We start from the raw sequence: 26,940 nt of genomic DNA, 5'->3' as shown, positions 1-26,940 counted from the left end.
CTATGATGAAAAAGATTACAATTGCCGAGATGGCTAAATATAATGGACAAACAGTAAAATTAGGCGCTTGGGTCGCTAACAAACGCTCAAGCGGAAAAATCGCTTTTCTTCAATTGCGCGACGGATCTGGATTCGTTCAAGCAGTTGTTGTAAAAGAAGAAGTTGGAGAAGAGCTTTTTGCAACAGCAAAAGGGTTGACTCAAGAAACTTCATTGTATGTAACAGGTGAAGTAAAAGAAGACACACGTTCATCTTTCGGCTATGAACTGGCTGTAAGCGGCATTGAAGTTCTTCACGAAGCGAAAGATTTCCCGATTACGCCAAAAGAGCATGGTACGGAATTCTTGATGGACAACCGCCATTTGTGGCTGCGTTCGCGCAAGCAGCATGCCATCATGAAAATCCGCAATGAAATCATCCGTGCTACGTATGAATTCTTTAACGACAACGGATTTGTGAAAGTGGATCCACCGATCTTAACAGGATCTGCACCAGAAGGAACTTCTGAACTTTTTGCGACGAAGTATTTTGATGAAGACGCATACCTTTCGCAATCCGGCCAACTTTATATGGAAGCTGCTGCCATGGCATTAGGAAAAGTATTTTCATTCGGTCCGACGTTCCGTGCTGAAAAGTCAAAAACACGTCGCCACTTGATCGAATTCTGGATGATCGAGCCGGAAATGGCTTTTGTTGAGCATGCGGAAAGCTTGGAAGTCCAAGAGCAATTTGTCGCTCATCTTGTACAGTCCGTATTGAAAAACTGCAAATTGGAATTAGAGCGCCTTGGCCGTGATACATCGAAACTTGAAAACATAAAAGCACCATTCCCGCGCATCACTTATGATGACGCCATCAAATGGTTAAACAATAACGGCCATGATGATATCAAATGGGGAGACGATTTCGGAGCACCGCATGAAACAGCAATTGCTGAAAGCTATGACATGCCGGTATTCATCATCAATTACCCGATCGGCATCAAACCATTCTACATGCAGCCGCATCCAGAACGCGATGACGTCGTGCTTTGTGCAGATCTTATTGCACCGGAAGGGTACGGAGAAATCATCGGAGGTTCGGAGCGTATTTATGACTACGAATTGATGAAGCAGCGCATCCAAGAGCATGGCCTCGATGAAAAGGCATACGCTTGGTATTTGGAGCTGAGCAAATACGGAGCTGTACCGCATTCCGGATTTGGATTAGGACTTGAACGCACAGTGGCTTGGATCAGTGGCGCAGAACACGTCAGAGAATCGATTCCATTCCCGCGTTTATTGAACCGTCTATACCCGTAATAACCTTTGGAATAACAGATAGAAGTTCGAATGAAACAGAATAGAAAGGTGGTTGGGATATGAAACAGCCGGATCGACTACAAACTTGGATCGAGCAGGGGAATGTTACCATTTCCCAGCTTTTTTTTCGATTCTATAAAGAATTGAAAATAACAGATGAAGAAGCCATGTTAATCATGCATGTCCATGCTTTTCTGGAAGCCGGAAATCCATTTCCGACGCCAGACGAAATTGGCAGCCGCATGATGACTTCTCAAAACCATGTAACCACTATGATTCAAAAATTGATGCAGCAAGGCTATTTGGCCATCGAACAGGAAAATGACAAAGAATTGATTACAGAGCATATTTCCTTGCAGCCTCTATGGGAGCGCTTATTGGATTGTGTCTATAAAGAAAAGCAGGAAGAAAAAGAACTTTCCCAAAAAGCATTGGAAGGCGAAGTATTCCAGTTGTTTGAACAAGAATTCGGCCGCTTTCTTTCACCGATGGAAATTGAAACGATTTCGATGTGGATGGACCAGGACGGCCACAGTCCGGCAATTATCCGCATGGCGTTAAAAGAAGCGGTCATTTCTCAAAAAATCAGCCTCCGCTACGTGGACCGCATCCTATTTGAATGGAAAAAGAAAAACATCAAAACATCAATGGAAGTATCACGCCATGCAACTTCGTTCAGAGAGAAAAATATCCAGCTTCAGCCAGCAGCGAGCACAACAAAAAAAGTTCAATTTTACAATTGGTTGGAGGACCGGAATTAGTAGGTGAATGCAATTGATGACGAAAAAAGAATGGCTCCTATGCCTGGAAGAAATGGATCGCATGTTTCCGGATGCGCATTGCGAATTGATCCACCGGAACCCTTTCGATCTGTTGATCGCTACATTATTGTCTGCCCAGTGCACCGATAAACTGGTCAATAAAGTCACTGCGACGCTTTTCCAGAAATACGAAACTCCGGAAGACTATATTTCCGTGCCACTAGAAGAGCTTCAGCAAGACATCCGTTCTATCGGCCTTTTCCGGAACAAAGCTAAAAACATCCAAGCGCTCAGCCGGATATTGATTGACCAGTACGGCAGTGAGGTTCCGCCAGACCGCGACTTGTTAATGACGCTGCCGGGAGTTGGGCGCAAAACGGCCAATGTCGTCGTGTCGGTGGCCTTTGGCATACCTGCACTTGCAGTCGATACCCACGTCGAGCGCGTCGCAAAAAGGCTGGGGTTGAACCGTTGGAAAGACAATCCGCTTCAAGTAGAAGAAACGATCATGAAAAAAACGCCAGCGGAAGACTGGTCGAAGACCCATCATCAAATTATCTTTTTTGGCCGCTACCACTGCAAATCCCAAAACCCGGGATGCCATATCTGTCCGCTGTTCGAGCGCTGCAGAGAAGGGAAGAAACGGGAAAACAAAGGATTGGTCAAGCGTGAAATTATCACAGAAGTTAACTAAAGAATCCGTCTCTCCGTATTTTGATCAATGGGCTGTATTAACTGCAGAGATTTCAAGCCTGCATCAAAATCGCAGCAATCAAACAGCAGCGCAAATGCTGCAAGGCTTGGAATTGTTTAAAGCGCTGCTCGCTCATTGTGAAAATCAAATTCTTCCGATGAACGGTCACGAGCGAATTCACTTTATCGAACAGCATCTGGCAAACTACGCCGCTTTTCGCCAATTGGATGAATTGTTTTCCGAGATGAAAAAGAAAATAGCTGCGAAAAGGATTCAAATGAAAAACGGATTAGTGTAATGCAGGACCTGCTGAAAGTCAGCAGGTCTTTTATTATAGGATTCAAATGATAAGGCAGAGCAGAATTTGCTTTTTTCTCCTGGTCATCATTTGGCATGGTAAATGAGGTGTACGGAGAAGCCCTGGTCCCGTACGAAGAATTGAAGCTGAACATTGAATGTTACGTCCACTACTACAATCACGAACGCATCAAGCAAAAATTGGCCGGCATGAGCCCGGTGAACTACCGAATTCATGCCAGCCAATTCGCTGCATAACTAAAACTCTAACTTTAAGGGGTCACTACCCTATGTGCTTTGTCTTTTTGCTTTAAGGAAATTAAGAATTTCCGCCGTTGCTGTTTTCTCCGCCTTTTCGGCCAGCTTCTTCTTTGCTCATTTTGCCATCATTGGAGTTGTTTCCGCTATTATTACTGCTGTTTTGGCCGCCGCTATTGCTGTTCTGGCCACCTTTAGAACCGATTTCTTCATAGAATTCCTTGCCGTGGCTGTCAGATGTTGCTTCACCGCCCATGCGGCCAGCTTCTTCTCTGCTCATTTTGTTATCATCGTTTTGATTTGCCATTTCAATTCCTCCTAAAATCGTATTTTGTTACATTAATTATCTACCTCAAATAAATTACATTAAAACACAATAATTGAATTTGTTACCAATTTGTAATAATTTCCACCAGTATGTCCTCATTTTGCGGAAAACGAATTCTTAAACTTTTTTTAAGCCTATTTCTCCAAACTTTCTTTTAACGGATATTGATTTGCCCAACATTTTTCAAGAAAATCTTTCGTCTCATGTGTGGAACACATTGCCAATGTCTCATGCAGCTGTTGAACTTTTTCAATCATTTTTTGGCCAATTCCTTCATTTCTGAATGATGGATTAACGGCCGCGTGGTGGACCGTGAAAGTCAATTCGTCTAACTCGATCCCAATGACTCCGACCAAATCTTCGTCTTGTTTCCACAGATATAATTGCCAGTTAGGGTCCTCTGTGTATCTATCCATTGAATTCTGTAAAGTTTGCAAATCATGTTCGCGGGGCATAAAAGAAAGCAGCCCCATTGCGATTTTCTCATTTAATTTTTTATATTTAACTAGCAAATTAACATCCTCCAGGTACTTAAAATTGAAAATCATTTATAAGAGCTATGGGCAGGAAATAAAAAAACGCCAAAAAGAATGGAACATTCTTTTTGGCGTTATTGCCAGCACTATTGTCTGGAATACACTGCCTGCAGTTTATGGAATTGATCTAGTCATAAATCATGAACCAACTTTTGCTTATAATGATTTTGCGAGTCGGCTCTGTACATCTTATTCAAGACCATAATACCTATCTTCATTTATGAAGTAAAGTAAAACGCTTGTCATAAGTTTTTAAGAATCGATGCATGGATGATGGTAAACTGATAGTAATGAGCCAATTGAGGTTTCACTTGAGCCGCTGGAAGGAATACGGGTAGCAAATGAAGCCAGAGGCTCTAGAAATGGAGAACTATCATGAAGAAATTTGGATGGATACTGGCTGGACTTGTAGCTGCAGTAATATTGATACTATTTTTAAACAGTAGAGCGTGTCTCTTCAACTGCGCTTTATTAGCCGAACCGGAAAATATTGATGCAAACTATGAACTGAAACTTGTGTTGGATAAAGAAGACAATGTGAGAGTTGATGCTTCCATCACCGTCACTAATTCATCTGACCAGTCTTTAAAAGATATCGGCTTTTTTTTGGTGCCAAATGCGATGAATTCAAAAGAAACACCTTTTTACGAATACGATGATGCCGCTCTTAAGCTTGCTTCAGTTTCAGTTAATGGGAAAAAGGCAGAGTATCAATTAGACAATAATGGCTTGCTGGTAGAATTGGACCAAAACCTGGAACCACAGTCGACAGTCGTAGTGGATATCAACTACAGAATGCGTCTGCCCGAATATGGCATGCGGTTATCCCAAATAGAGAATAATTTTTATTTGGCCCATTGGTATCCGATGCTTGCGATTTATAAAGATGGATGGGTAATAGAGGATTACGACCCAAAAGGGGAATCCTATAATACGGGCTACGGGAATTACCTAGTCAGTTACCGTTTGCCGGAAGAATATTTGGTCGCCACTTCTGCAGAAGACGGCCAAATGGCACCGGCCGATTCAGGAACAGTGAGAGGTGAAAATATCAAGGATTTTTATTTGGCATTACTGGATCCCGATGATTGGGAAACGCAGACCATCACAGCCAATGACACAGAACTAAGGGTGTTTGCGCCGATGGGTGCTGGAATTCTCGAAACAACGGCTGAAATGGCTGCGGACGCCTATATATATTTTGAAGAACAGATTGGCGATAATCCGAACGGTGAATTGGATATTATCGCAAATGACGGCTACATGGAATATCCGAACATTATTGAAGTGGCATCCGAACAGGAAGCGCTTGAATCCGTGTTGATCCATGAAATTGCCCATCAATGGTTTTATTACCTCGTCACGAATGACCCTTTCCGGGAATCATGGCTTGATGAGAGTTTAACGGAGTTTAGCAGTGCGTTGTATATTAGCGAACAGAACGGGGATGCAGACAGCGGATTTGATGACGCCGCGTTTGCCGAAGCGGCTTACCCGACAGAAAAATATGCCAATATTCCATTGGACGATTTTGAAGAACCGACCTATTATTCCACGATTTACGGTAAAGTCCCGATGCTCTTCAAAGAGTTTTTTGATGCGAATGGAGGGACGGAAGCAGCATTTGGATTTTTATCTGCCTATTACAAGGAATTTCAATTCAAGCAAGTCGACAGCGAAACGTTCAAACAGTTTTTTGAAGCCTATTTTGAAGGGGATCAAAGTGAGTTCTTGGACAGCTGGCTGAAATAAAAAATTTAAGATGATAGTAAAAGACGACCGGAAAAGGATTCCGGTCGTCTTTTTCGTATTATGGATTTTAAAGTTGCTGCGGACGACACAAGAGGACTCTGCCTTTAAAGGCGATCAATCCAACAACCAAGAGCAGAAAGCTGGAAAGCATAAATACAGCGCGAATCCCGAAGGCATCTGCGATGATTCCCATCAAAAGAGATGCGATGCCGAATGTGCCTGTCCCAATCGCACCTAGAGTGGTGAAAACAGTCGGCAAGTCGGATTCAGATGTGCTGGATTGAATCAGCGTCTGTTGCGGGATATTTTTGATTTGACCGGCCACTCCTACCAAAAAAGAAAAAAGCAAAGCCAGGACAGGAAAACCGGATAAACCGAAAAGAAACGTCGTGATGCTGCTGATAAAAGTGCCTAAAAAAATGAACCAACTTAATTTCTCCTCGAATACTCGAGAAAACGACAGGCATAATAGGCTGCCAACGATCAAGCCAAGGAAAAAAGAGCCGTTAATGAATCCCCACCATGCCTCACCCTTCAAAAGGGCCTCTTGAACGAATACTAAAAGAAGGGCGGCAATCCAGACAGTGCCTGCTGCCGTTTCCAAAAAATCCATCCAAGCAATACGCTTTAAAAGAGGCGATTTCGCTACGAGCTTCCAGCCATGGCTAATTTGCTGCCAGTTAGTTTGGCCGCTGTCCGGCTTATGAGCAACAGGAGACAAGCAGCAGAGCAACACGCTTGAAATTGAAAATAAGCCGGCAGACAGCCAAAGAATGTCATTTGCAGCCAACCAAAACAATAGGGAACCGCCGATAAACCACATCACGGTCTGAATCGATTGGGTGATGGCATCATTCACACCATTCGTTCTTAGGAGCCGCGTTTTCTCCACATAAATAGGAATCAGCGATTGGGTGGCTGGGCTCGCGCAGCCGTCCAATAAAGAGATTAACCCGATAATGAAGAAAACGAAATAATAATTGGAAAGTGAAAACAGCGGCATCCCATAGGCTAATCCAAACAATAGCGCTGTTTTGCCGATCTGCGAGCCTGCAAGCAGCCATTTTAAGTTAAAGCGTTGCATGAGAAGAGGCGTCAAGGCATTGGAAACAAACATGGAACTGGTGATAATAAAAGGAACAAACGCAGCAGATGCTGCAGAGCCGATCAATTCATAAATCACATAAATAATGCTGACCATATAAAGCACATCGCCAATATTGGCGAAAGATTGGCCGGTTAAAAGAATGTTGAAATTGCGATTCAGTTTCATTAATAATCCCCCAAGAATTCATTTCTTAACTGAAATTCTAATTAAGAGGGGAAATCAAATTGGACGTTTCATTGGCAGCGGCTTCCTTTCTATGTTGAGACAAATCCAGGGGGGATTCAGATTTATCAAACTACTTCTAGATTGTATTATACGCATAATCAGAAAAAACGGAAAGAACTGCTTTGACATGAAAGAAAAGACATGTTATTCTAATTATAGACAATGAGAGTCTTTAATATCTTTTATTGTAAGGAGGAGTAAAAATTGAAGTATTCAAATGCGACTAATTACGCACTTCATACGATGGTCCATTTAATGCGTGTTCCAAAAGAGAATGCTGTAGGGGTACAGGAATTGGCTGAAATGCAGAAGCTGTCGCCAACCTATCTTTCAAAGATTTTAACCAAGCTGACAAAAGCGGGGTTAATCGAATCGACACCAGGTGCGAAAGGGGGATATAAAATCGCTCGAAATCAAACCGATGCCTCTTTTTTTGATGTGATCAAAGCAATTGAAGGAGATGCGAATCTCTTTGATTGCACAATTCATCATGAAGGCTGCCTGATTGAGAAAACGATGCGGGAAGCGGAAGAGAATATGAAACTAGAGCTTCAGGAGAAGCGCTTGTCTGATCTTGTAAAGGAAAGTGAACAACATAAAAAAGCTTAGAGGAGATGATGAGATGTTATTGGATTGTGCAGTAGTAGGGGGAGGTCCGGCCGGGTTGAGCGCTTCGCTTGTCCTTGGCCAGGCCCGTAGAAAAACCATCCTTTTTGATGACAACAAACCAAGAAATGCCGTGACAAATGAAGCCCATGGCTATTTGACAAGAGATGGCATCAACCCTCAGGAAATGAAAAAAATCGCTCATGCCGAACTGAGCCATTATCCAGATGTACGGATCGAAAAGCAGCGTGTTGAGGAAGTCAAAAAGGTAAATGGGCTATTTCATCTCACAACGGAGGATGGAGAAAGTTTTCAATCGAAAAAGCTGATATTGGCAACAGGATTAAAGGAAATTCTGCCGGCAGTAAAGCATGTGGAAGAGTTTTACGGAACGAGTCTATTCAATTGTCCGTATTGCGACGGATGGGAACTGAAAGACCAGCCGCTTGCCATCATTTCTGAAAGCCAATGGGCATTCCATATGGCTAAGATGGTCTCGAATTGGTCAAATGATCTTATTGTTTGCACGAATGGTAAGTCGAAGCTGACAGATGAAGAGAAAAGGATTCTAGAAAGCCAGGGAATTATCATCAGGGAAGAAAAAATCAAATCGTTAAGCGGAAAATCTGGGAAGCTGGAAGAGATTGAATTTGATGGTGGACAAAAAATTCAGCGTACAGGTGGATTCGTTACACCGGACTGGAAACAAGCTTCTTCTATTGGAGAATCACTCGGATGCCGTCTAAATGATAGAGGCGGAATCGAGGTTGATTCTTTCAAACGAACTACAATTGATGGTGTTTTTGCTTGCGGAGACACAGTGATCGAAGGACCGGCACAATTGATCATCGCTGCTTCGGAAGGCAGCATGGCCGCTTTTGGTGTAAACGCGGATCTTGTGGAAGAAAAATTCGCTAAAAAAGAAGGAGCTGGCATTAATGGAAAATAATTTTTCGAAATCTAAGCATACCCATCATCACGGTGGAAAAATCGCTTATTTGGAAAGTGCAGCTAGAAAAGCGGAGCTTTCCCTTGAACGATTAATGGATATAATCCCCCTCAAGAAAGCTGACCAAATCTTGGATTTCGGAGCTGGAACAGGCTATTTCACGCTGCCATTCGCTAAAAAGGTGGAAGGGATGGTCTATGCGCTCGATATCGATCAAACCATGCTCGAAATGATTCGTTCAAAAGCAGAGCAGGAACACATCACCAATATCCAACTTATTCGGGGTGGAAGTGATAGCATACCTCTGCCAGACGCTTCAATTGATGTAATCATGGCGTCCTTAGTGCTCCATGAAGTGAATCCACTGGAGAAGACCTTGCAGCAATTCATGAACGTTTTGAAAAGAAACGGCCATCTTATCTGCATTGAACTTGAACCAAAACAAGCAAGCGAAAGAGCACCACGGATCACCTGTGCAAAAATGGAAGAAAAATTGGTGAAAAGTGGCATGCAGATCATCGAAAAAAAATTCCTGACCGAATTTCTCTACATTCTTATCGCTAAGAAACAATAAATTTTTTTATGTATATTATAGATATCATGAATCTTTAATAGATTTTATTGGAATAGAAAAGCGTCCCTTCATCATAGAAAGGACGCTTTTTTTCGGTTAACTTGCTGCACCAACAGAAACTGGCTTTTCTATGGCAACAGGTTCTGAATCCAGTTGGAAATAGCGTTTATGCCAGATCAGGAAAGTGAAGATGGTCCAGATTTTACGGCCGTTATTGGCTTTTCCTTCGTAATGGTCATTCAGCAGCTGCATGATGTCTTCAATACTGAAAAATTCTTCTGCTTCTGCACTTGTGAAATATGTTTTAATCTGGCGATAAAACCGTTCATCGCGGATCCAGTTGCGGATTGGCACCGGAAAACCGATTTTCTTTCTGGCAGCAGATGCTTCCGGCAAGGCTTTTCTTGCAGCCAACCGCATCGCGTGTTTCGTTTCTGTCCCATTGATGCGGTAGGAAGCGGGTATTTTTGAAGCAATTGCCATGACATGCTTGTCTAGGAACGGAACACGTACTTCCAGTGAATGGGCCATGCTCATCTTATCTGCTTTCAACAAGATGTCTCCAACGAGCCAAAGGTTCATGTCCAAAAATTGTTTTTTCGTCAAGTCGTCCTGTCCTTTTACTTGATTGTAATAGGGGGTGACGATGTCCTGGATTGAAGGGGCTTGATGAAAAGCTTCTTTTACAATTTTTTTGGCTTCAGCTTCACGGAACACTTTTGCTTGTCCGATAAACCATTCTTCTACCGGCAACCCGCCGTGCATCAGGAATTGCTTGCCGCGCATTTCAGGAAGCTTAGCGGCGGTTTTTGCTGCTAGTGTCCGGATGAAGCGCGGGACTTTTTGATATTTTTTCATCCCAGCAGACAAATCATAGGCTTCGTAGCCGCCAAATAATTCATCGGCTCCTTCCCCCGACAAAATTACGGTAACGTCTTTCTTGGCCAGTTCCGCTAAGAAATACAAAGGAACAATTGAAGGATCGGAATGCGGTTCATCCATCAAATATTGGATGGTCTCTAACTTTTCAAAACATCGATCGGCATTTAAAATTGAATGCTTATTTTCGATATTGAGCTCATCGGAAAGTAGTTTCGCGTTATCAATTTCAGAGAAATTCTCATCGCTGAAGCCGACAGTAAAGGTCTGGTCAGGCTTTAAAACAGAGGCTACATAACTGCTGTCAACGCCGCTTGATAAAAAAGATCCGACTTTGACGTCGCTGATGCGGTGGCTCAAGATAGATTCCTGGATGGTCTCGTCGATTTCTTCTACTAGATGGCTAAGTTTCAGATCTTTTTCTTTGAATTCCGGAGCCCAATATCGCTTAAGCGTAGTTTTGCCTTTTTGATGGATTAAATAATGCGCAGGCGGCAACTTGAATATGCCTTTGAAAAACGTTTCTTCCAAAACGGAATATTGGAATGATAGGTAAGGCATCAATGCCTCTTTATTTAATTCTTTTTGAAAACTGGGGTGGGGCAGGAAACTTTTGATTTCCGATCCAAAGAAAAACGTATTATTCATTTGGCCATAGTAGAGAGGCTTAATGCCGAACATGTCACGGCCTGCGAATAATTGTTTCTTTTTTCGGTCCCAAATGACAAAAGCGAACATACCGCGCAGTTTGGAAAGAATCCCTTCACCATATTCTTCGTAGCCATGAAGGATCACTTCACAATCAGATTCGGTTTGAAAGACGTGTCCTTTGTTGATCAATGTACGGCGAAGTTCGATAAAATTATAAATTTCTCCGTTCACCATGGCGACTAGACATCCGTCTTCACTGTAAAAAGGCTGTCCGCCGGTTTCCAATCCAATGATGCTTAATCGACGAAATCCGAGCGCTGCTTCTCCTTCAACGAATTCACCTGCTGAATCGGGTCCTCTATGAATAATGCGATCCATCATCTTATGTAAAACCATTTCTGGCTGTTCGACTGCTCCTAAAAACCCTGTAAATCCACACATACTTATGCACCTCTTCAATGAAATTTATGAGCAATAAGACGGAAAATGATCAGAAATTTCATCCGCTTTTGCTTACTTTGGATAGACGCTTGAAGGGGTAAAAAGTATCGGTAATTTGACAAAAAAAGAATGCTCAATAAGAGCATTCAGAAATTGCAAATCATGTTTTTAGCCGCAGAAAAATTTAAAATAAAGGGAATCGACATTAACTCTCTCTAGAGGGATGAACTCCTTCAAGATGCCATGTTCTTATGCTCGGAGTCGAATGGAATTTAAAAAATCGATTGAGGAACTTAAAGTTCCGGGTTTGCGTCTGATTGACTAGAGAAGTAAAGCACATGAATTAGACAGAAATGCGGCGGGACAAGTGTTAGATGTTCTCTAAAATCGTCACGCTTAAGCCTTCTGGATCTTCAAATTCAATATCCTGAAGTTTCCCGCCATCTCCAAATTTAGCGATGCCCGCCATTGGGAAGTTTTCGGAAACGCCAAAGCTATTGGTAAATTCAACTTGGAAATCAATTTGGTATTGGGACGGTGCGTCATTGGTTTTTTTGATTTCTACAGATCCCAGCGTGAATTGATAAGAAGAGGACTCTTCTCCTAAATGATAGAAATAGGCATACGGCACGAAATTATCAAAGCCGCTTTCCGTGAAGTAAGGTCCATATGTTTTTTCAAGAAATTCATATAGATAAACGGTGTCAGAATCCTCGGCAGATGTGGAGCTCCCATTTAAAACATTGGCGGGATTGGTTTTAAGCTTTATAAATTCCTTGTTCGGGCCATTAAATTCTTCGTTTAGTACGTGAGTGATTGCGCGTTCTTCCATTTCATTAGGAGTGCCGACGCCTGATTGGCTATCCAGAGCAGGGGATTCGCCTGTAGTAAATGTCAAAAAAAGAAGAGCCGCGACAATCAGCATGCCAAATGAAATGAAGGCAGGGGCCAAATGGAATTTCTTTTTCTTTTGCACGCGTGCCCGTAGTTTCACTAAACCTTCTTGCCGCGCTTTTTTAGACCGGTCGACTTCTTTCATTTGCTGAAAAAGGTCATCGAGTTGTTTGTTCGGATCCATGCAAGCCACCATCCTTTCCGATAAGTTCCTTTTTTAAGGACTCGAGTGCACGTGAAGTTTTTGTTTTCACTTTTGCCTCAGTCCATCCCAATATGTAGGCAGTCTCTTTAATGGAGCATTCGTTTATTTTTCGGAGAAGCAATACTTCCTGGTAATCCTTTTTCAAGGTTTTCATCGCTTTGTATAATTGGCTAGTTTGTTCTTTCTGTTCAACCAAGTCTTCAAGAGCGGGAAGGTTGCCATTTAGATCATCTTCGTTTTCCATACTGAAAAAACGGATAATCTTTTTTCTTCTCAAAAAATCATACGTGACATTGCGCGCTATTTTCAATAGCCAAGTGGAAACGGATGATTGGTGGTTGAATGACTTTAAGTTTTTAAACGCTTTATAAAATGTTTCTTGTGTTAAGTCTTCTGCATTTTCTTTATGTCTGATCAGCAAAAAAATATAGCGGTAAACCCGATCGCTGTGATCAAGGTATAATTGTTCAATTTCTTCTTCCATAAATTTCACTCCCCGTGTAAATAATAGACGAAGATCACAAAAAAAAGTATCGTTTTTTAATTAAATTGCTAAATGGAAAGAAACTGTTTATATTTGATTCGATAGGAATAAACAGAACAAAAGTAACGATTTACCCGTTGGAGGTCCGTATGAAAAAAATTATTTATCTACTTATCGCTGCAGGATTACTGAGCGGATGCAGCGATACCGGAAAAGACAATGTTGAAACACTGCCAGCTGAAGAAATTCCTGCAGAAACGGCAGAGCCGGCAGAAGAAAATCTCGCTATACCGCTTACCGAAAATCAATCAACCAAGCGGGCACCTATGGATGAAAATCCAAAAGTCTATTACTTGCTGGAACTTGAACGGATTGACTTAGCCCTTACGAAACTTGAGAATTCGTATAAGAACGGCTCAACCGCTGCTTTGAAGGCAGGAGAGGCAGAATCGCTTAGAAGATGGGATAAAGCTTTAAATGAAATCTACGGCGTGCTTAAAACCCAATTAACTTCAGAAGAAATGGAAGATTTGCGGCTTAAGCAATTGGACTGGATTTCACTGCGCGACCAGGAAGCGGCAGAAGCCGCGGCTGAGTTTGCCGACGGCACGCTTGAAAGCGTTGCAGAGCTTTCTAAAGCCCGAGAATTGACAAAAGAAAGATGTTTTTTCCTCGCGAATACGTACTTGAAAGAAGAAGCGAGCTAAAGTGCAATGCCAGTGTTTCGAGAGTAAATGTATGCAGCTGAAAAAAAGACCGGCCAGATCTGCTTTTGCAGATTGGCCGGTCTTTTTCAATTTAATTCTTATGGCTGGTCATTTTCTTCAGGAGGGGTTGCATCTGGAACAGAGGCCGGATTGGCATCTCCTTCGCCATCATCGTCTTCAGGTGGTGGTGGAGGGACATCGCCATTGCCATTTCCATTCCCGTTGCCATTATTCCCGCCATTGCCGTTATTGTTCCCGTTGCCATTGCCATTGTTTCCGCCATTGCCATTATTCTGGCCATTGCCGTTATTATTCTCATTGCCGTTCGAATTGCCGTTGCCATTATTGCCGTTTTCATTGCCGTCCGGATTTTCATCTTCCGGCGTTTCTACTGGCTCTTCCGGCTCTTCAACCGGCTCTTCTTCTACGGGTTCTTCTTCTTCGACTTCTTCTTCAGGAGCGCCAGCAACTTCTACTGCGACAGAAGCGGGATCGCTTCGAAGATCATCGCTGACCGCTGTTACGCGGAATGTATAAGTTTTGCCTTCTTCGAGGCCGCTGAATGAATAAGCACGGTCGCCGGTTGTGGTCAACACGGAACTATTGCCATCCACTTCAACCGCCACTTCGAATGCGACTCCTTCGGTATTGTCGTAATTCCAAGAGAGGTTAGCCGTTTGGCCCTCTACAGTTGCTCGGAGGCCAGAAGGTGTGTCCAACTCTTCTTGGACGAATTGTTCGGATACTTGCGTCGGTTCAGTGCCGCGTACGAACAATTCAGTGGATCTTAAATTATAAGGCGTGAATGCACTTGCCAATCTTAATGGTGAACTTCCTGCTTCAATTTCAAGCTCGACAACAGATTCCGGTTTTTTGAAATTGTCTGTATCGGCACTTGAAGAGATTTTGGACATCGCACTCGTAAATAAACGCTGTGCGAGTAACCGTTCATTTGAAGCGGTATCGATTCCAATCTCTCGAGTAGGGTAGCCGCTCCATACTGAAACGGAATATTTAGATGTATAGCCTGCGAACCAGACATCCGGTGCAGAAGAGGAATCCAGCCCATATTTAGCTAAATCGTCTGCTGAATAGTTGGATGTACCGGTTTTGCCGGCAAGGTCTAATCCGCTAAGAGCGGCTTCTTTTCCGGTCGCTCCAGGTACATTCAAGTCCACAACATCACGGAGCATATCTGTCACCATGTAAGCGGTACTGTCTTTCATTGCCGGAATCGATTCAGGTTTTACTACTTCTTCGGTCGTGCCGTCACGGAAAACGAGTTTCGTGATCGTATGCGGTTTTGTATAGATGCCGTCATTTCCAAAGGCTGCAAATGCACCTGCAAGATCGACTGTCGAGATGCCGTCAGAACCAAGGGCAGTGGATTCGAAGACTTCGATATCCAGTCCAAGTTTACGGACAAAATCTTTTGCATCTTCAGCGCCGACTTCTTTCAAGGTTTTGACCGCTGGGATATTGCGTGAGCGGTAAAGCGCTTCACGGATCGTCATTCCGCCAAGGAAATTGCCATCAACGTTGCGAATTTGTTTTCCGTCTTCATAAGAATACGGTTCGTCGACAATCGGCTGACCGGTCGACCAGTCTAAATATTCAATTGCCGGTCCGTAAGCGATTAGCGGTTTGATGGTTGAACCGATGACCCGATCGCGTGATGTAGCGTAATTGATGCGGACATCGCCGGAATAGTCGCGGCCAGCCCCAATTGCTCGGATTGCACCCGTTTGCGTATCCACAATTGTCATCGCTGATTCGACTTTGTCGTCAAAGAATAAATCGGATGACATTGTTTCATTGACTGCTTTTTGGACGTCGGGTTCAAGTGTTGTATAAATGGTCAATCCTTCATCAAGCGAGTAATCGCCGCTCAATGATTCCAATTCACTTTGGACCATTTCCATGAATGCTGTATATTCACCCGTTGGTGCTTTCGGTCGGTTTTCTTCCGCCAGCAGCATTTCAGTCACAGGTGCTGCTTGAGCTTCTTCTTTTTGTGCAGTGGTGATTTTTTCATGCTGCTCCATTAAGCTAAGCACAATATTGCGACGCTTTTCTGCAGCTTCCGGATGGTTGAAAGGGTTGTAGTTGTTTGGGCTTTGCGGCATGCCGGCAAGCAAAGCCATTTCAGGCAATCCCAATTCAGAAAGGGGCTTGCCATAAAAATGTTCTGCCGCAGTACCGAAGCCGTACGTATTGCCGGACATCAGGATTTTGTTGAAATACATCTCGAAAATTTCTTCTTTCGTGTATTCCTGTTCAAGTTTATAGGCGAGGTAAGCTTCTTGGGCTTTTCGCTTCAAGGTTTTTTCGTTGGATAAAAACGAGTTTTTGATGACTTGCTGGGTAATGGTACTTGCACCCTGTGACCCGAAGCCGCCTGTAATATTCGCAATCACAGCGCCGCCTAAACGGATCACATCAATTCCGGAGTGTTCATAGAAACGGTTATCTTCAGTTGCGAGAATGGCAGCTTCCATCTCTTTCGGAATTTCTTCGTAATTGACATAGGTTCGGTCCTCTACCGTCATAAATGGAATTTCCGTTTTGCCGTCAGCGGCTAAAAATTTCGGGCTAATCGGGTCCCGCAGCAATTCTTCGTCGAGATCCGGAGCTCCGCTCGCGTAATATGCGAATAATCCTAAACCGGATAACAATCCGACGACGCCAATCAAGACGATGGCTAGGACAATCCGTTTAATCCAGCTTGTGCCGGAAGAGGCTTTCTTTTTCTTTGGGCCTGGCTTTTTTCGTGCTGTTTTCTTTTGTTGCTCGAGTGCTTTTCTGCGTTGTTCACGCGAAACTGGTTTTTCGCTCACAATCGGTTCCTCACTTTCGTAAATGCTTGCATTTAAAGATTTTGCAGAATAGGCAGGTAATCCAGGCGCGGGAAAGCGCCGGGTTTTACTTCTATTGCAGTTGCTTCCAATTCATCTAAGGCGATGGATTTTCTTCCACCTGTAATCATCCGGTTCCAAAAAACTTCGAGATCTTCAAAGCGAATGATGAAGTAACGCTGCAATGAAGAGAATCGGATGATCATGAAGGCCACCCCTTTTTGTTTGACGACTTGGGCCATATGATGAATTTGGTGATCATGGATGTTTTTCAAAGGAAAGGACGTTTTATTTTCAGTTTCTTTCGCTTCGAAATCGATATATTTGCCGTTCCAAACGCCATTGTAATCAGTGGTAGAAGGGGCTCTGAAATAGGCCTCGCGAATAACCGCTGCACTCCTGGACGGATATTCCACTTTTACAATCTGGACTGGCACCGGCTTTTTATGGATGACGGCTAGACCCATTTGCAAGTAATAGTCATTTGTTTCGTTTAATTCATCCTCTAATGTCTTACCCCGGTTACTGAAGGAAAAATCCTTCTTCTTTTTGGCGACAGGCTTTTCTTTAGAAGGAATGAACTTTTTTCCGTTTGGATAATTTATTGCCATCGTGATACACCTCACTCCATCTATCATATCACACGGATTTAGACGCTGCCGATGTGGAAAGGTTTCAAAAATTGCTAGACTTATAATAGCGGAACTCTTCCCAAATGCCAACTGAAAAGAATGTCTGTTCGATAATATTCGTCTGCCTAAAAGGAATATGATAAACTATTGGCAACGGAGGTGGCAGATTTATGACAGTAAGAGAACTTTCTTCCACGCTATTCGATGAATGCGGGAAATGCCAAGACCGGTTTTTTGACATGCGCGAACGCGATGCCGAGCCGGATTTTTATAACGATGTAAAACCATATGCCGATCACTGGCATGAATTGATAAATGAGTGGCAGCGGGAGTCGCTGCTCTATATACAGCAGGAACGGCCGAAGCATGTCCACAAGCCGCAAATCGACACGGCAGCAGAAGGGATGACGCAATTTTTTGTCCAAAGCTTTTATAAAGATACCAGCAAAAAGCGTTTTATCCAAACCATACAAGCTGCCCAGTATACTTTGCAGACATTTATACGAGCGATAGACGAAAAGGGCGACCGCAATGATTAAACGAAAAAAGCTTCCCGAGTTGATGGAAGAATGGAAAACGGAACCTGATATGATGGAGCGCATCGTCCATTGGCATACAAAAGAGGAAAAGCCGGCGATGTATGCGGAATTTCCAGAAGCAATGCATGACAGTTTAAAACAGGCGCTAAAGAAAAAAGGGGTGGATAAATTATACACCCACCAGCGTGAAGCGTTTGACCTCGCTGTGAGCGGCAAGTCATTTACTGCAGTTACGCCAACTGCTTCCGGCAAATCGTATTGCTATCATTTGCCGGTGATCCACAAAATTTTAAATGATCCAGGCGCACGTGCCCTTTATCTTTTCCCCACAAAGGCGCTGGCGCAAGATCAGAAAAGCGATCTCCACGATTTGATCGAAAAAATGGACCAAGATATTTTATCGTATACCTACGACGGCGATACGGCACCGGCAATCCGGACGAAAGTCAGAAAAGCGGGCCAAATCGTCATTACGAATCCGGATATGCTCCATTCAGCGATATTGCCGCACCATACAAAATGGGTTTCATTATTTGAAAACCTTCATTATATAGTTATTGACGAACTTCATACGTATAAAGGGGTGTTCGGAACGCATGTAGCGCATGTCATCCGACGCTTAAAGCGGATTTGTGAATTTTACGGCAGCAATCCGGTCTTTATCTGCACATCGGCAACGATTGCAAACCCGAAAGAACTTGCAGAGAATCTGACAAATACGGAGCATGTGCTCATCGACCAAAACGGAGCCCCGTCCGGTAAAAAACACATCGTATTCTATAATCCGCCAATCATCCATCCAACATTCGGAGTGAGAAGAAGCGCAGTGCTCGAAGTTCGGGATTTGGCGACGCATCTCGTCAAACAAAATATCCAAACAATCGTTTTTGCAAAAAGCCGGGTGCGGGTGGAAATGCTCGTCACGTATCTAAAAGCCATTACAAAAACGAAGCTTCAAGACGAATCCATAAAAGGCTACCGTGGAGGTTACTTGCCGACTGAGCGGAGAGCCATCGAAAAAGGGCTGCGCGACGGGACGATCAAATGCGTCGTTTCCACAAATGCACTTGAATTGGGAGTGGATATCGGACAGCTGCAAGCGTGTATTATGACCGGTTATCCTGGAAATATCGCAAGCGCCTGGCAGCAAGCTGGACGGGCAGGGAGAAGGCAGGATGAATCGCTTGTGGTTTATGTGGCGCAATCCACTGCACTCGACCAATACATCATCAACCATCCTGAATACTTGCTGGATCAGACGCCGGAAGAAGCGAGGATCCATCCGGAGAACATCATCATTCTCATGGATCATCTGAAATGTGCTTCTTTTGAATTGCCTTTTTCGACAGATGACCAATACGGAGAATTTGATGTCCAGGAATTGCTGGAATATTTGCAGGAAGAAGGGGTCCTTGTCCGGACTTCTGATCGCTGGCATTGGATGAGCGACCGTTTTCCTGCCCATGACATTTCACTGCGCTCGGCTTCTCAGGAAAATGTGGTCATCATCGATCAATCGATTCCTGCCAATACAAAAGTAATCGGGGAAATGGACCGTTTCAGCGCAATGACTTTATTGCACGAAGAGGCCATTTACCTTCATCAAGGAACCCAATTCCAAGTGGAGATTCTGGATTGGGAAGAAAAGAAAGCCTACGTCCGTGAAGTGGACGTAGATTATTTTACCGATGCGAATTTAGCGGTTGAATTGAAAGTGATGAGTGAAGACAAAACACGGAAACTGCATACTGCTGATGTCCAATTCGGTGATATTGCCGTTCTTGCGATGCCGACGATCTTCAAAAAAATACGTTTCGACAGCCATGATAATATCGGTTCCGGACCTATTTCATTGCCTGCCGAAGAATTGCATACTTCTTCTACATGGCTAAGCTTTGAAAAGCCGGTAGACTTTTCCGATTCCGAACTGTCGGACACGATGACCGGCGCTGCATATGCCATTGAATCGTTTATCCCGATTTTCGTCCAATGCGACCGCAGGGACGTTCATGTGGTGCCTCAAGTGAAATCGCCGCATAACGGCATGCCGTCTTTCTTTATCCATGATTCCTATCCGGGCGGCATCGGCATCAGCGAAAGAATTTACGATCTCTGGCAGCCGCTGCTCGACAAAGCCCAGCAGCATGTGGAAGAATGCCCATGCCTTGATGGATGCCCGGCATGCATCGGCGCGCAGGAAGCGGCCATCAGCATGAAGAGCCACGTAATCGATTTACTGAGCGAGCTCCGCAAAGAGAGGTGAGCAGCGAATGTCATTTGAAAGCAAACTACTCCAGATGAAAGGCATGCTGAAAAAGCAGCCAGTGAAAAAGAAACAGCCGACAGCAAACGAGCGTCCGCTGCACGAAGAGAAATGGAACAGCATCGGATTAAAACTGAAAGAAAATAAATTCGGATTTGTTTACGAGAAAAAAATCACGTACCCTTTAGATACACAGCATGGCAAAGTGAAGCTCAACGAACTTGACCGGGTGCTTAAGGCATGGGAAGACGTTTCTTTCGATCATCCATTTAAATTGAATGTGGATGACAAGATTGTTTTCTTCGATACGGAAACAACCGGACTTAGCGGAACAGGCGCCTATATTTTTTTGATCGGCTTATTGGTTAAAAAAGAGAATTGTTTCGAAATGATTCAATACATTATGCCCGATCCATCCAATGAAGCGGCATTTCTTTATGAAACAAGGCTGTGGGAAGAAGAACAGCCCATCATCTTTTCCTACAACGGGAAAAGTTTTGACTGGCCGCAATTGATGTCGCGCTGGACGATGCATCGCCAAATTTTGCCGAAGCTCCCGACGCCGGTCCAGATCGACTTATTCCATGGCACAAAACGGATATGGAAAAATGAACTGGAACGAATGAAGCTGAGTACGATTGAAGAAGAGAAGTTGGGCTTTGCCAGAGAAGGAGACGTCCCGGGCTATCTGATCCCGCCGATTTATCTTGATGCTGTGAAAAGCGGCTATCCGGAAGGCTTAGGAAAAGTTCTTTTCCACAATGAATTGGATATCTTGTCGTTGGTTTCTTTATACGTTTTGTCGTCGGATCTGTTAATGGAAGATTTTGAAACGGAGACGAGCGGCGCCTACACGAACATCGGCAAATGGTATGCGGATTTAAAACAATACGACCAAAGCGCAGCTTATCTTGAACACGTCGCTTTAGAACGTGGAAGTTCTGCTGCGATGGCCAGATACCTGCTCGCCATCCAGAAAAAGAGATCCGGCCTATACGAAGAGGCCGTCCGCTTATTTAAAGAAGCAGCGCCTCATTTAAGAGGCACAGTCGAAGTGGAAGCTTGGATCCATGCGGCAAAATTGTATGAGCATCAACTGAAGGACCTTCAGCAAGCGGCGATTATGGCAGGCTTTGCCAAAGAAGCGAGTGAACATACGAAAGTGCGCAATTCGATTGTCCTTGATCTGATCAAACGGCAAGTGCGTCTGGAAGAAAAACTTCGAAAAAAACGTCCCGAAGTGAAGAAGATATAAAGACCTATAACTTGCCTTATGCTATACTTAGCGTATGGCAGGCTTTTTACGGAAGGACGATTAAAATGGACAATAAATTTACAGCTAAAGATATCTTAGAAAAAGATTTTAAAACAGGCATGCGCGGTTATAACCAAGACGAAGTAGACCATTTCCTAGATGAAATCATCCAGGACTATGAAATTTTCGCAAAAAAAATCGAGCAATTGCAAAATGAAAACAAACGCTTAAAAGCAGAATTAGAAGACATGCCGCGGAAGCAGGCGACACCAGCTCCTGGGACAACGAATTTTGATATCCTTCGCCGGTTATCCCATTTAGAAAACCATGTGTTTGGCAACAAATTGAATAACGAGTAATTTCGTTGTAATCTTTCCCAGAATAACGTATACTAGTAAAGCCATTTGAAATTCTGGCAATCGCTCCGGATCCTATCCGGAGAGGAAAGTCCATGCTCACACGGACCTGCGATGGCCGTAGTGATCGCGCTTAGCGAAACAATAAGCTAAGGCAGCTTTACAGCTGACGGCGGGTAGAACGCCTAAGTCTTCGGATATGGCCGAAATACCCTGAAGGTGCCACAGTGACGGAGCTGTATAAGAAATTATACAGGTGGAACGAGGTAAACCCCGCGAGTGAGAAACCCAAATTATGGTAGGGGCACTTTTCTGAAGGAATTGAACTGAGGAAGAGGCAGGCTTAAGCTTGCAGATAGATGGTTGCCGTCCACTAGTACGAGGGTCAAACCGTTCGAGTACGTGGAAGACAAAACATGGCTTATAGAATTTCTTTTGGCTTTAAATTGCTTATTAAAAGCTCTCCGGAAGGGGAGCTTTTCTTCTTATACTATTAGAATCGTGGTGCATGATTTTGGTCGAACAAGCTTTCATCAAAAACTCCGCAATTTCAATTTCCAAATTCCCTCAAGATTTGCCTGAGAAAGTTTTTACTAAAGTTTCAGAAGGTATTATGGTGACGGACCTCCACAAACGCATTGTGCATGTGAATCCCGCATTTGAACTTGTCACTGGATTTGAACGGGAAGAAGTTTTAGGCAAGACACCTAAAGTCCTTCAGTCTGGCATTCATAAACAAGATTTTTATCAAACCATGTGGGAAAAGATGAATACAGATGGTGAATGGAGCGGGGAAATATGGAATCGCCGGAAAAATGGCGAAATCTATCCAGAATGGTTGAACATCACCGCGATAACAGATGAAAATGGAATTGTCCGGAATTACTGCGGGATCTTTTCTGATTTGACCGACCGGAAAACTTCCGAGGACGAATTAAAGAAAATGGCGCTGACAGATTCGCTGACGGGCACGTCAAATCGCTATGATTTTACAGAGCGGATGCAGCAATTGATCAAGACTTCCCAAAAATATGAACTTAGCCACGCCCTCTTATTCCTGGATTTGGATCGTTTTAAACAGATCAATGATTCTTTAGGACATGATATTGGGGATTTATTGTTGATGAGCGTTGCAGAACGGATTAGAGGGCTCTTGAAAAACAAGGATATTTTAGCACGTTATGGGGGAGACGAGTTTGTCGTTGCCTTGACTGCTATCAAACACCCCCGCGAAGCGGCCAATATGGCTGAAAAAATTATAGAAGTTCTTGAAACACCGTTCCACTTGGCGGATGAAGAAATCTACATTTCGACAAGCATCGGAATCAGCCTTTATCCGATAGATGGCATGACTTTGGATGATATGCTCCGGAAAGCTGATAAGGCAATGTATTATGCCAAACAAAATGGCAGAAACCAATACTGTTTTTATTTCGATGATTTAAAAACAGCATCGAAGCGCCTCGTCTTAATGGAGGCTGAATTGCGAAAAGCGATTGAAAATCGGACATTTATGATGCATTATCAGCCAAAAGTCGATATTCAGACAAAGCGAGTGACTGGATTTGAATCGTTGATCCGGTGGGAAAGCGAAAAGCTCGGAGTAGTGGCGCCTTCTGAATTCATCCCATTTGCGGAAGAAACCGGACTGATCATTTCTCTCAGCGAAGCGATTATTGAAACAGTTTGCCGGGATTTTATTGTCATGAATTTCAATGACAGCTTGAATGTTCCGATTTCCATCAATATTTCCAGCCTGCATTTTCAGCAGCCCAACTTCGTCGCTTCGATAAAAATGATTTTTGAAAAGATGAATTGCCAACCGAGTTTTTTTGAACTCGAATTGACTGAACATACCATTATGGACAATGTGGCAGAAACTACAGTAAAACTCCAGGAATTAAGAGATCTTGGATTTTCCATAGCTGTGGATGATTTTGGGACCGGTTATTCGTCTTTAAGTTATTTAAGCCGTTTTCCGATTGATCAATTGAAAGTGGATAGCAGCTTTGTGAAGGAAATTGTCTCCATCAAAGAAAACGAATTCATTGTAGATGCCATCATCAATTTGGCGCATAGCCTCCGTTTAACCGTTGTAGCAGAAGGGGTGGAAACGCCTGAACAAGTGCAACTGCTGACGGAACTCGGCTGTGATATGATACAAGGATATATCTACAGTAAAGCAATGGCAGCAGAAGAACTGCTCGCATTTATCGAAATTTGGAATATTAAGCAACAGGAAAGGGCGTCAATATGACCACATTTAAATTACTGGCTACGGCTGCAATGGGGCTAGAATCAATTGTAGCGGATGAAGTGAAAGAATTAGGATATGAAACACAAACAGATAACGGCAAAGTGTTTTTCGAGGGCGAAGAACGCGATATCGCAAAAGCCAACCTTTGGCTGCGTACAGCTGACCGTGTGAAAATCATTGCAGGGGAATTCAATGCCTATACGTTTGATGAATTGTTCGAACGCACCAAAGCGATTGAATGGGAGAAATTCCTTCCGGTCGATGCGAACTTCCCGGTGCAAGGGAAATCAGTGAAATCTAAATTATACAGTGTGCCGGACTGCCAGTCGATCGTCAAGAAAGCAATTGTTGAGCGCTTAAAAAAAGCGTATCACCGCAACTCATTCTTGGACGAATCAGGCCCGCGCTTTAAAATTGAAGTTTCTATTTTAAAAGATAAAGTGCAGCTTTCGATCGATACGAGCGGAGCCGGCCTTCATAAGCGCGGTTACCGGTTGGACCAAGGGGAGGCGCCGCTGAAAGAAACTTTGGCTGCGGCTCTTGTGAAATTATCGCGCTGGACACCGGACCGTCCCTTTATCGATCCGTTCTGCGGTTCAGGTACGATCGCTATTGAGGCGGCCATGATCGGGCAAAATATTGCACCGGGCTATAACCGGGAGTTCGACAGCGAGCATTGGCCGTGGATGAAACCGCAAATGTGGGAAGAAGTGCGCAATGAAGCGGAAGAACTGGCAAATTACGATCAGCCATTGGATATATTAGGGACTGACATTGATCATCGCATGGTGAAAATCGCAGAAGCGAATGCGTTAGAAGCTGGCTTCGGCGACTTGATCCAATTCCAGCAGCGCCAGCTGAAAGATTTCACAGCGCATGGTGAAAATGGAGTCGTTGTCGGCAACCCGCCATATGGTGAGCGGATCGGAGAAATTGAGGAAATTGAAGAAATGATCGGCGATATGGGGCGGATTTTTGCCAAATATCCGTCATGGTCCGTTTATATGCTGTCATCAATGCCGCGTTTTGAGACATTGTACGGACAGCCTGCTACCAAGAAAAGAAAATTATTCAACGGATTTATCCGCACCGATTTATTCCAATTCTGGGGCGAGCGTCCAAAAAATAAATGACAGGATAACGGAAGGGCGATAGCCCTTCCGTTTATCTGTGAGGAGAATATATGAGACAACCTATACCATTTCCGTTATCGAAAGATAAAACTTTCTTTGAATCCTTGAATGATTGGATCGGCGATATTTTTTATGATGAACTTCCGGACAAAGGTTTCGACCTTCGGGATGAACAAATTTTCATGGCTTTTCAAATTGAACAGGCGTTAAAAGAAAAATCGTTGTTATTTGCGGAAGCGGGAGTAGGGACTGGAAAAACACTCGCTTATCTTTTGCCTGCAATTGCATATGCTCGCTACACGGGTAAACCGGCACTCATCTCTTGTGCAGACGAGACTTTAATCGAGCAGCTCGTGAAAAAAGGCGGCGACATCGATCGCTTGAACTCCTTATTCGATCTGAAAATGGATGTCAGGCTCGCTAAATCGAGAGACCAGTATCTATGCCTTCAGCGCCTTGAAGGAGCCCAGAAGCGCAGCGATGCGGATTTCTTGGACGATATCGAGTTCAGTCTGCCGGAATTCGTCAACAAAACTTATTCGATGCAAAACACCTACCCTTATGGCGAACGCTCAAGCTATCCGGATGTGACCGATGAAGAATGGCAGCAAGTCAATTACCATCCCATCCAGAATTGTGCAGCTTGCGAGCTGCGCAATAAATGCGGACAGACGATACACCGCAACCATTACCGCCAGGCGACCGATTTGGTTATTTGTTCGCATGATTTCCTAATGGAGCATATTTGGACAAAAGAAACACGGACGCGGGAAGGCCAAACGCCGCTGCTTCCGGAAACGTCATTGATCGTTCTTGATGAAGGGCATTTGCTTGAATTTGCAGCGCAGCGTGCTTTGACGTATGAAGTGCAGGAAATGACGCTGTTAAATGTGACAGAACGTATCATGGTCGACGGTGTCCGTGAAAAAACCTTGAGTATGATTGAGCGGACAATCGATTTGCACAATGAATTTTTCCGGGAACTTCGAAATTGTGCCATTCCAAGCGATGAAGACCGCCAAGGCATCCGTAAAACGGGTTCGCTTCTAGGATTAGGAAAAGAATTGATTGCGCTCATTGATGATTTGATGGAAGAATTCGTATTTGAAAGTGAGCTCTATACCATCCCGGAATACGATTTGAAAATCGCAGAAGAATATTTCGAGCTCTATAATTTCTCGATGCGTCTATTTGTAGAAGAGGGCGACGCTGTCAACTGGCTGGAAGTCAAAGATGAAATTGAAACTTTGGTCATCATGCCTCGTCTCGTAACCGATATTTTGGACGAAAAATTGTTTGATGGAAAAACGCCGATCATCTTCTCATCTGCGACTTTATCGGTTCAAAAAGATTTCACTTATATCGCAGATAGCCTTGGAATCGATGATTTCCAATCATTTTCTGTTCCATCACCTTTTGAATACGAAGAAGTGATGGAAATCGTCAAACACCCACTTCAGCAAACAGATAAATTTGAACGGGTATATGATTTGTTTTCATCAGGAGACCAAACACTCGTGCTTTTCAAATCGAAGATCGATATGGAGCATTTCAAGCAATCCTTGCCGCTCGATCATCAATATGCGATTGAATTCGAAGGAGACCGGGAATTATCGACGGTCGTCAAAGAATTCCAAGAAGGCAAATTCCAAGTGTTGTGTTCGTACCACCTTTGGGAAGGACTGGATCTGCCAGGAGAAGCATTGACGAAAGTGATCATCGTCGATTTGCCGTTTCCGCCGAAAGATCCGGTATATGAAGCGAAACGCAATTTCAGCTTGAATCCGTTGGAGGAAATCGATTTGCCATTCATGCAGCTGCGCATCCAACAAGGCATCGGCCGATTGATCCGTACGTCAAACGATCACGGGGAAATCCATTTGTTGCTGAATGAAGATGAGCTGGCAGTAGAGCATCTATGGCAAGGGATTTTGCCAGTTGCAGCGGAAAATTTCTAATCCCTTCTTCCTGCTTATGATACAATTATTAGGCAAAGAAGA

General features: G+C 43.7%; 25 protein-coding genes and 1 other RNA gene. 18 read left to right on the top strand and 8 right to left on the bottom strand.

Going from position 1 to position 26,940, the window contains the following annotated elements:
- Positions 1-5 precede the first annotated feature (5 nt).
- The 5 genes from asnS (at position 6) to NFU07_RS02005 (ending at position 3,311) form a co-directional block, all read left to right on the top strand.
- On the top strand, positions 6-1,301 hold the full coding sequence (gene asnS / locus NFU07_RS02025; protein ID WP_251473933.1) for an asparagine--tRNA ligase: 1,296 nt from the start codon (positions 6-8) through the stop codon (positions 1,299-1,301).
- A gap of 59 nt (positions 1,302-1,360) precedes the next feature.
- Complete coding sequence (locus NFU07_RS02020) at positions 1,361-2,062, top strand: DnaD domain-containing protein (protein ID WP_235196418.1); 702 nt, start codon at positions 1,361-1,363, stop codon at positions 2,060-2,062.
- 13 nt (positions 2,063-2,075) lie between these two features.
- Complete coding sequence (gene nth, locus NFU07_RS02015) at positions 2,076-2,756, top strand: endonuclease III (RefSeq protein ID WP_235196416.1); 681 nt, start codon at positions 2,076-2,078, stop codon at positions 2,754-2,756.
- Positions 2,731-3,054, top strand: a complete 324-nt coding sequence (locus NFU07_RS02010) for a YpoC family protein (protein WP_251473931.1) — start codon at positions 2,731-2,733, stop codon at positions 3,052-3,054. The genes nth and NFU07_RS02010 overlap by 26 nt, the downstream gene beginning before the upstream one ends.
- 107 nt (positions 3,055-3,161) lie before the next feature.
- Positions 3,162-3,311 (top strand): IS3 family transposase, encoded by a 150-nt coding sequence (locus tag NFU07_RS02005; RefSeq protein ID WP_285835946.1) that lies wholly within the window; start codon positions 3,162-3,164, stop codon positions 3,309-3,311.
- A gap of 61 nt (positions 3,312-3,372) precedes the next feature.
- Here NFU07_RS02005 and NFU07_RS02000 read toward each other — a convergent pair whose 3' ends face one another.
- Positions 3,373-3,618 carry a KGG domain-containing protein gene (locus NFU07_RS02000; RefSeq protein ID WP_251473930.1) on the bottom strand — a complete coding sequence of 82 codons (246 nt, stop codon included), beginning with the start codon at positions 3,616-3,618 and terminating at the stop codon, positions 3,373-3,375.
- 155 nt (positions 3,619-3,773) lie between these two features.
- Complete coding sequence (locus NFU07_RS01995) at positions 3,774-4,151, bottom strand: GNAT family N-acetyltransferase (protein ID WP_251473929.1); 378 nt, start codon at positions 4,149-4,151, stop codon at positions 3,774-3,776.
- A gap of 399 nt (positions 4,152-4,550) precedes the next feature.
- Between NFU07_RS01995 and NFU07_RS01990 the strand changes: the two genes are divergently transcribed.
- A complete protein-coding gene (locus NFU07_RS01990; protein WP_251473928.1) occupies positions 4,551-5,927 on the top strand; it encodes a M1 family metallopeptidase in 1,377 nt (458 codons plus the stop codon).
- A 67-nt stretch (positions 5,928-5,994) separates the two neighbouring features.
- Here the strand turns inward: NFU07_RS01990 and NFU07_RS01985 are convergent, their stop codons facing one another.
- Complete coding sequence (locus tag NFU07_RS01985; protein WP_251473927.1) at positions 5,995-7,200, bottom strand: MFS transporter; 1,206 nt, start codon at positions 7,198-7,200, stop codon at positions 5,995-5,997.
- Positions 7,201-7,464: 264 nt separating this feature from the next.
- On the opposite strand from NFU07_RS01985, the gene NFU07_RS01980 reads away from it, so the two are divergent.
- Genes NFU07_RS01980 through NFU07_RS01970 form a run of 3 tightly spaced genes read left to right on the top strand, consistent with a single transcriptional unit; the run spans position 7,465 to position 9,389 of the window.
- Entirely contained in the window at positions 7,465-7,869 is a 405-nt protein-coding gene (locus NFU07_RS01980; RefSeq protein WP_251473925.1) for an Rrf2 family transcriptional regulator, read from the top strand.
- A 13-nt stretch (positions 7,870-7,882) separates the two neighbouring features.
- Positions 7,883-8,815 (top strand): NAD(P)/FAD-dependent oxidoreductase, encoded by a 933-nt coding sequence (locus NFU07_RS01975; RefSeq protein WP_251473922.1) that lies wholly within the window; start codon positions 7,883-7,885, stop codon positions 8,813-8,815.
- Entirely contained in the window at positions 8,805-9,389 is a 585-nt protein-coding gene (locus tag NFU07_RS01970; RefSeq protein WP_251473913.1) for a class I SAM-dependent methyltransferase, read from the top strand. Before NFU07_RS01975 ends, NFU07_RS01970 begins: the two co-directional genes overlap by 11 nt.
- Before the next feature lie 96 nt (positions 9,390-9,485).
- On the opposite strand, the gene asnB is transcribed toward NFU07_RS01970, so the two are convergent.
- The 3 genes from asnB to NFU07_RS01955 all read right to left on the bottom strand — a co-directional run bounded on the left by asnB (position 9,486) and on the right by NFU07_RS01955 (position 12,943).
- Positions 9,486-11,360, bottom strand: coding sequence for an asparagine synthase (glutamine-hydrolyzing) (asnB, locus tag NFU07_RS01965; protein WP_251473910.1), 1,875 nt, complete (start codon positions 11,358-11,360; stop codon positions 9,486-9,488).
- 370 nt (positions 11,361-11,730) lie between these two features.
- Complete coding sequence (locus NFU07_RS01960) at positions 11,731-12,438, bottom strand: hypothetical protein (protein WP_251473907.1); 708 nt, start codon at positions 12,436-12,438, stop codon at positions 11,731-11,733.
- Positions 12,413-12,943 (bottom strand): RNA polymerase sigma factor, encoded by a 531-nt coding sequence (locus NFU07_RS01955; RefSeq protein WP_251473905.1) that lies wholly within the window; start codon positions 12,941-12,943, stop codon positions 12,413-12,415. Before NFU07_RS01955 ends, NFU07_RS01960 begins: the two co-directional genes overlap by 26 nt.
- Positions 12,944-13,092: 149 nt before the next feature.
- Here NFU07_RS01955 and NFU07_RS01950 point away from each other — a divergent pair, with 149 nt between their 5' ends.
- Complete coding sequence (locus tag NFU07_RS01950; protein WP_251473902.1) at positions 13,093-13,650, top strand: lysozyme inhibitor LprI family protein; 558 nt, start codon at positions 13,093-13,095, stop codon at positions 13,648-13,650.
- Between the two features lie 98 nt (positions 13,651-13,748).
- Here NFU07_RS01950 and NFU07_RS01945 read toward each other — a convergent pair whose 3' ends face one another.
- Positions 13,749-16,487, bottom strand: coding sequence for a penicillin-binding protein 1A (locus tag NFU07_RS01945; RefSeq protein ID WP_251473899.1), 2,739 nt, complete (start codon positions 16,485-16,487; stop codon positions 13,749-13,751).
- Positions 16,488-16,519: 32 nt separating this feature from the next.
- Positions 16,520-17,116 carry a Holliday junction resolvase RecU gene (recU, locus tag NFU07_RS01940; protein ID WP_251473896.1) on the bottom strand — a complete coding sequence of 199 codons (597 nt, stop codon included), beginning with the start codon at positions 17,114-17,116 and terminating at the stop codon, positions 16,520-16,522.
- Positions 17,117-17,307: 191 nt separating this feature from the next.
- Here recU and NFU07_RS01935 point away from each other — a divergent pair, with 191 nt between their 5' ends.
- The 8 genes from NFU07_RS01935 (at position 17,308) to NFU07_RS01900 (ending at position 26,898) form a co-directional block, all read left to right on the top strand.
- Positions 17,308-17,676, top strand: a complete 369-nt coding sequence (locus NFU07_RS01935; protein WP_251473887.1) for a YppE family protein — start codon at positions 17,308-17,310, stop codon at positions 17,674-17,676.
- Complete coding sequence (locus NFU07_RS01930; RefSeq protein ID WP_285835921.1) at positions 17,669-19,939, top strand: DEAD/DEAH box helicase; 2,271 nt, start codon at positions 17,669-17,671, stop codon at positions 19,937-19,939. Before NFU07_RS01935 ends, NFU07_RS01930 begins: the two co-directional genes overlap by 8 nt.
- Positions 19,940-19,946: 7 nt before the next feature.
- The gene (locus NFU07_RS01925; RefSeq protein ID WP_251473883.1) at positions 19,947-21,194 is read left to right on the top strand and encodes a ribonuclease H-like domain-containing protein; all 1,248 of its coding nucleotides are present in this window, start codon (positions 19,947-19,949) and stop codon (positions 21,192-21,194) included.
- Between the two features lie 65 nt (positions 21,195-21,259).
- Positions 21,260-21,553 (top strand): cell division regulator GpsB, encoded by a 294-nt coding sequence (gene gpsB / locus NFU07_RS01920; protein ID WP_052651436.1) that lies wholly within the window; start codon positions 21,260-21,262, stop codon positions 21,551-21,553.
- Between the two features lie 48 nt (positions 21,554-21,601).
- Positions 21,602-21,979: RNase P RNA component class B (gene rnpB, locus NFU07_RS01915), an RNA gene on the top strand.
- A gap of 79 nt (positions 21,980-22,058) precedes the next feature.
- The gene (locus tag NFU07_RS01910) at positions 22,059-23,807 is read left to right on the top strand and encodes a putative bifunctional diguanylate cyclase/phosphodiesterase (protein ID WP_285835920.1); all 1,749 of its coding nucleotides are present in this window, start codon (positions 22,059-22,061) and stop codon (positions 23,805-23,807) included.
- Positions 23,804-24,940, top strand: a complete 1,137-nt coding sequence (locus NFU07_RS01905) for a THUMP domain-containing class I SAM-dependent RNA methyltransferase (RefSeq protein ID WP_251473880.1) — start codon at positions 23,804-23,806, stop codon at positions 24,938-24,940. Before NFU07_RS01910 ends, NFU07_RS01905 begins: the two co-directional genes overlap by 4 nt.
- Before the next feature lie 50 nt (positions 24,941-24,990).
- Positions 24,991-26,898: an ATP-dependent DNA helicase gene (locus NFU07_RS01900; protein WP_251473877.1), complete on the top strand. Its 1,908-nt coding sequence runs from the start codon at positions 24,991-24,993 to the stop codon at positions 26,896-26,898.
- Positions 26,899-26,940: the final 42 nt, after the last annotated feature.

Origin of the sequence: Planococcus sp. NCCP-2050, assembly GCF_023708025.1 — a bacterium.
Lineage (GTDB): Bacteria > Bacillota > Bacilli > Bacillales_A > Planococcaceae > Planococcus.
Note: the sequence above shows the minus strand (reverse complement) of the source record. Positions and strands in the feature narration are given on the sequence as shown.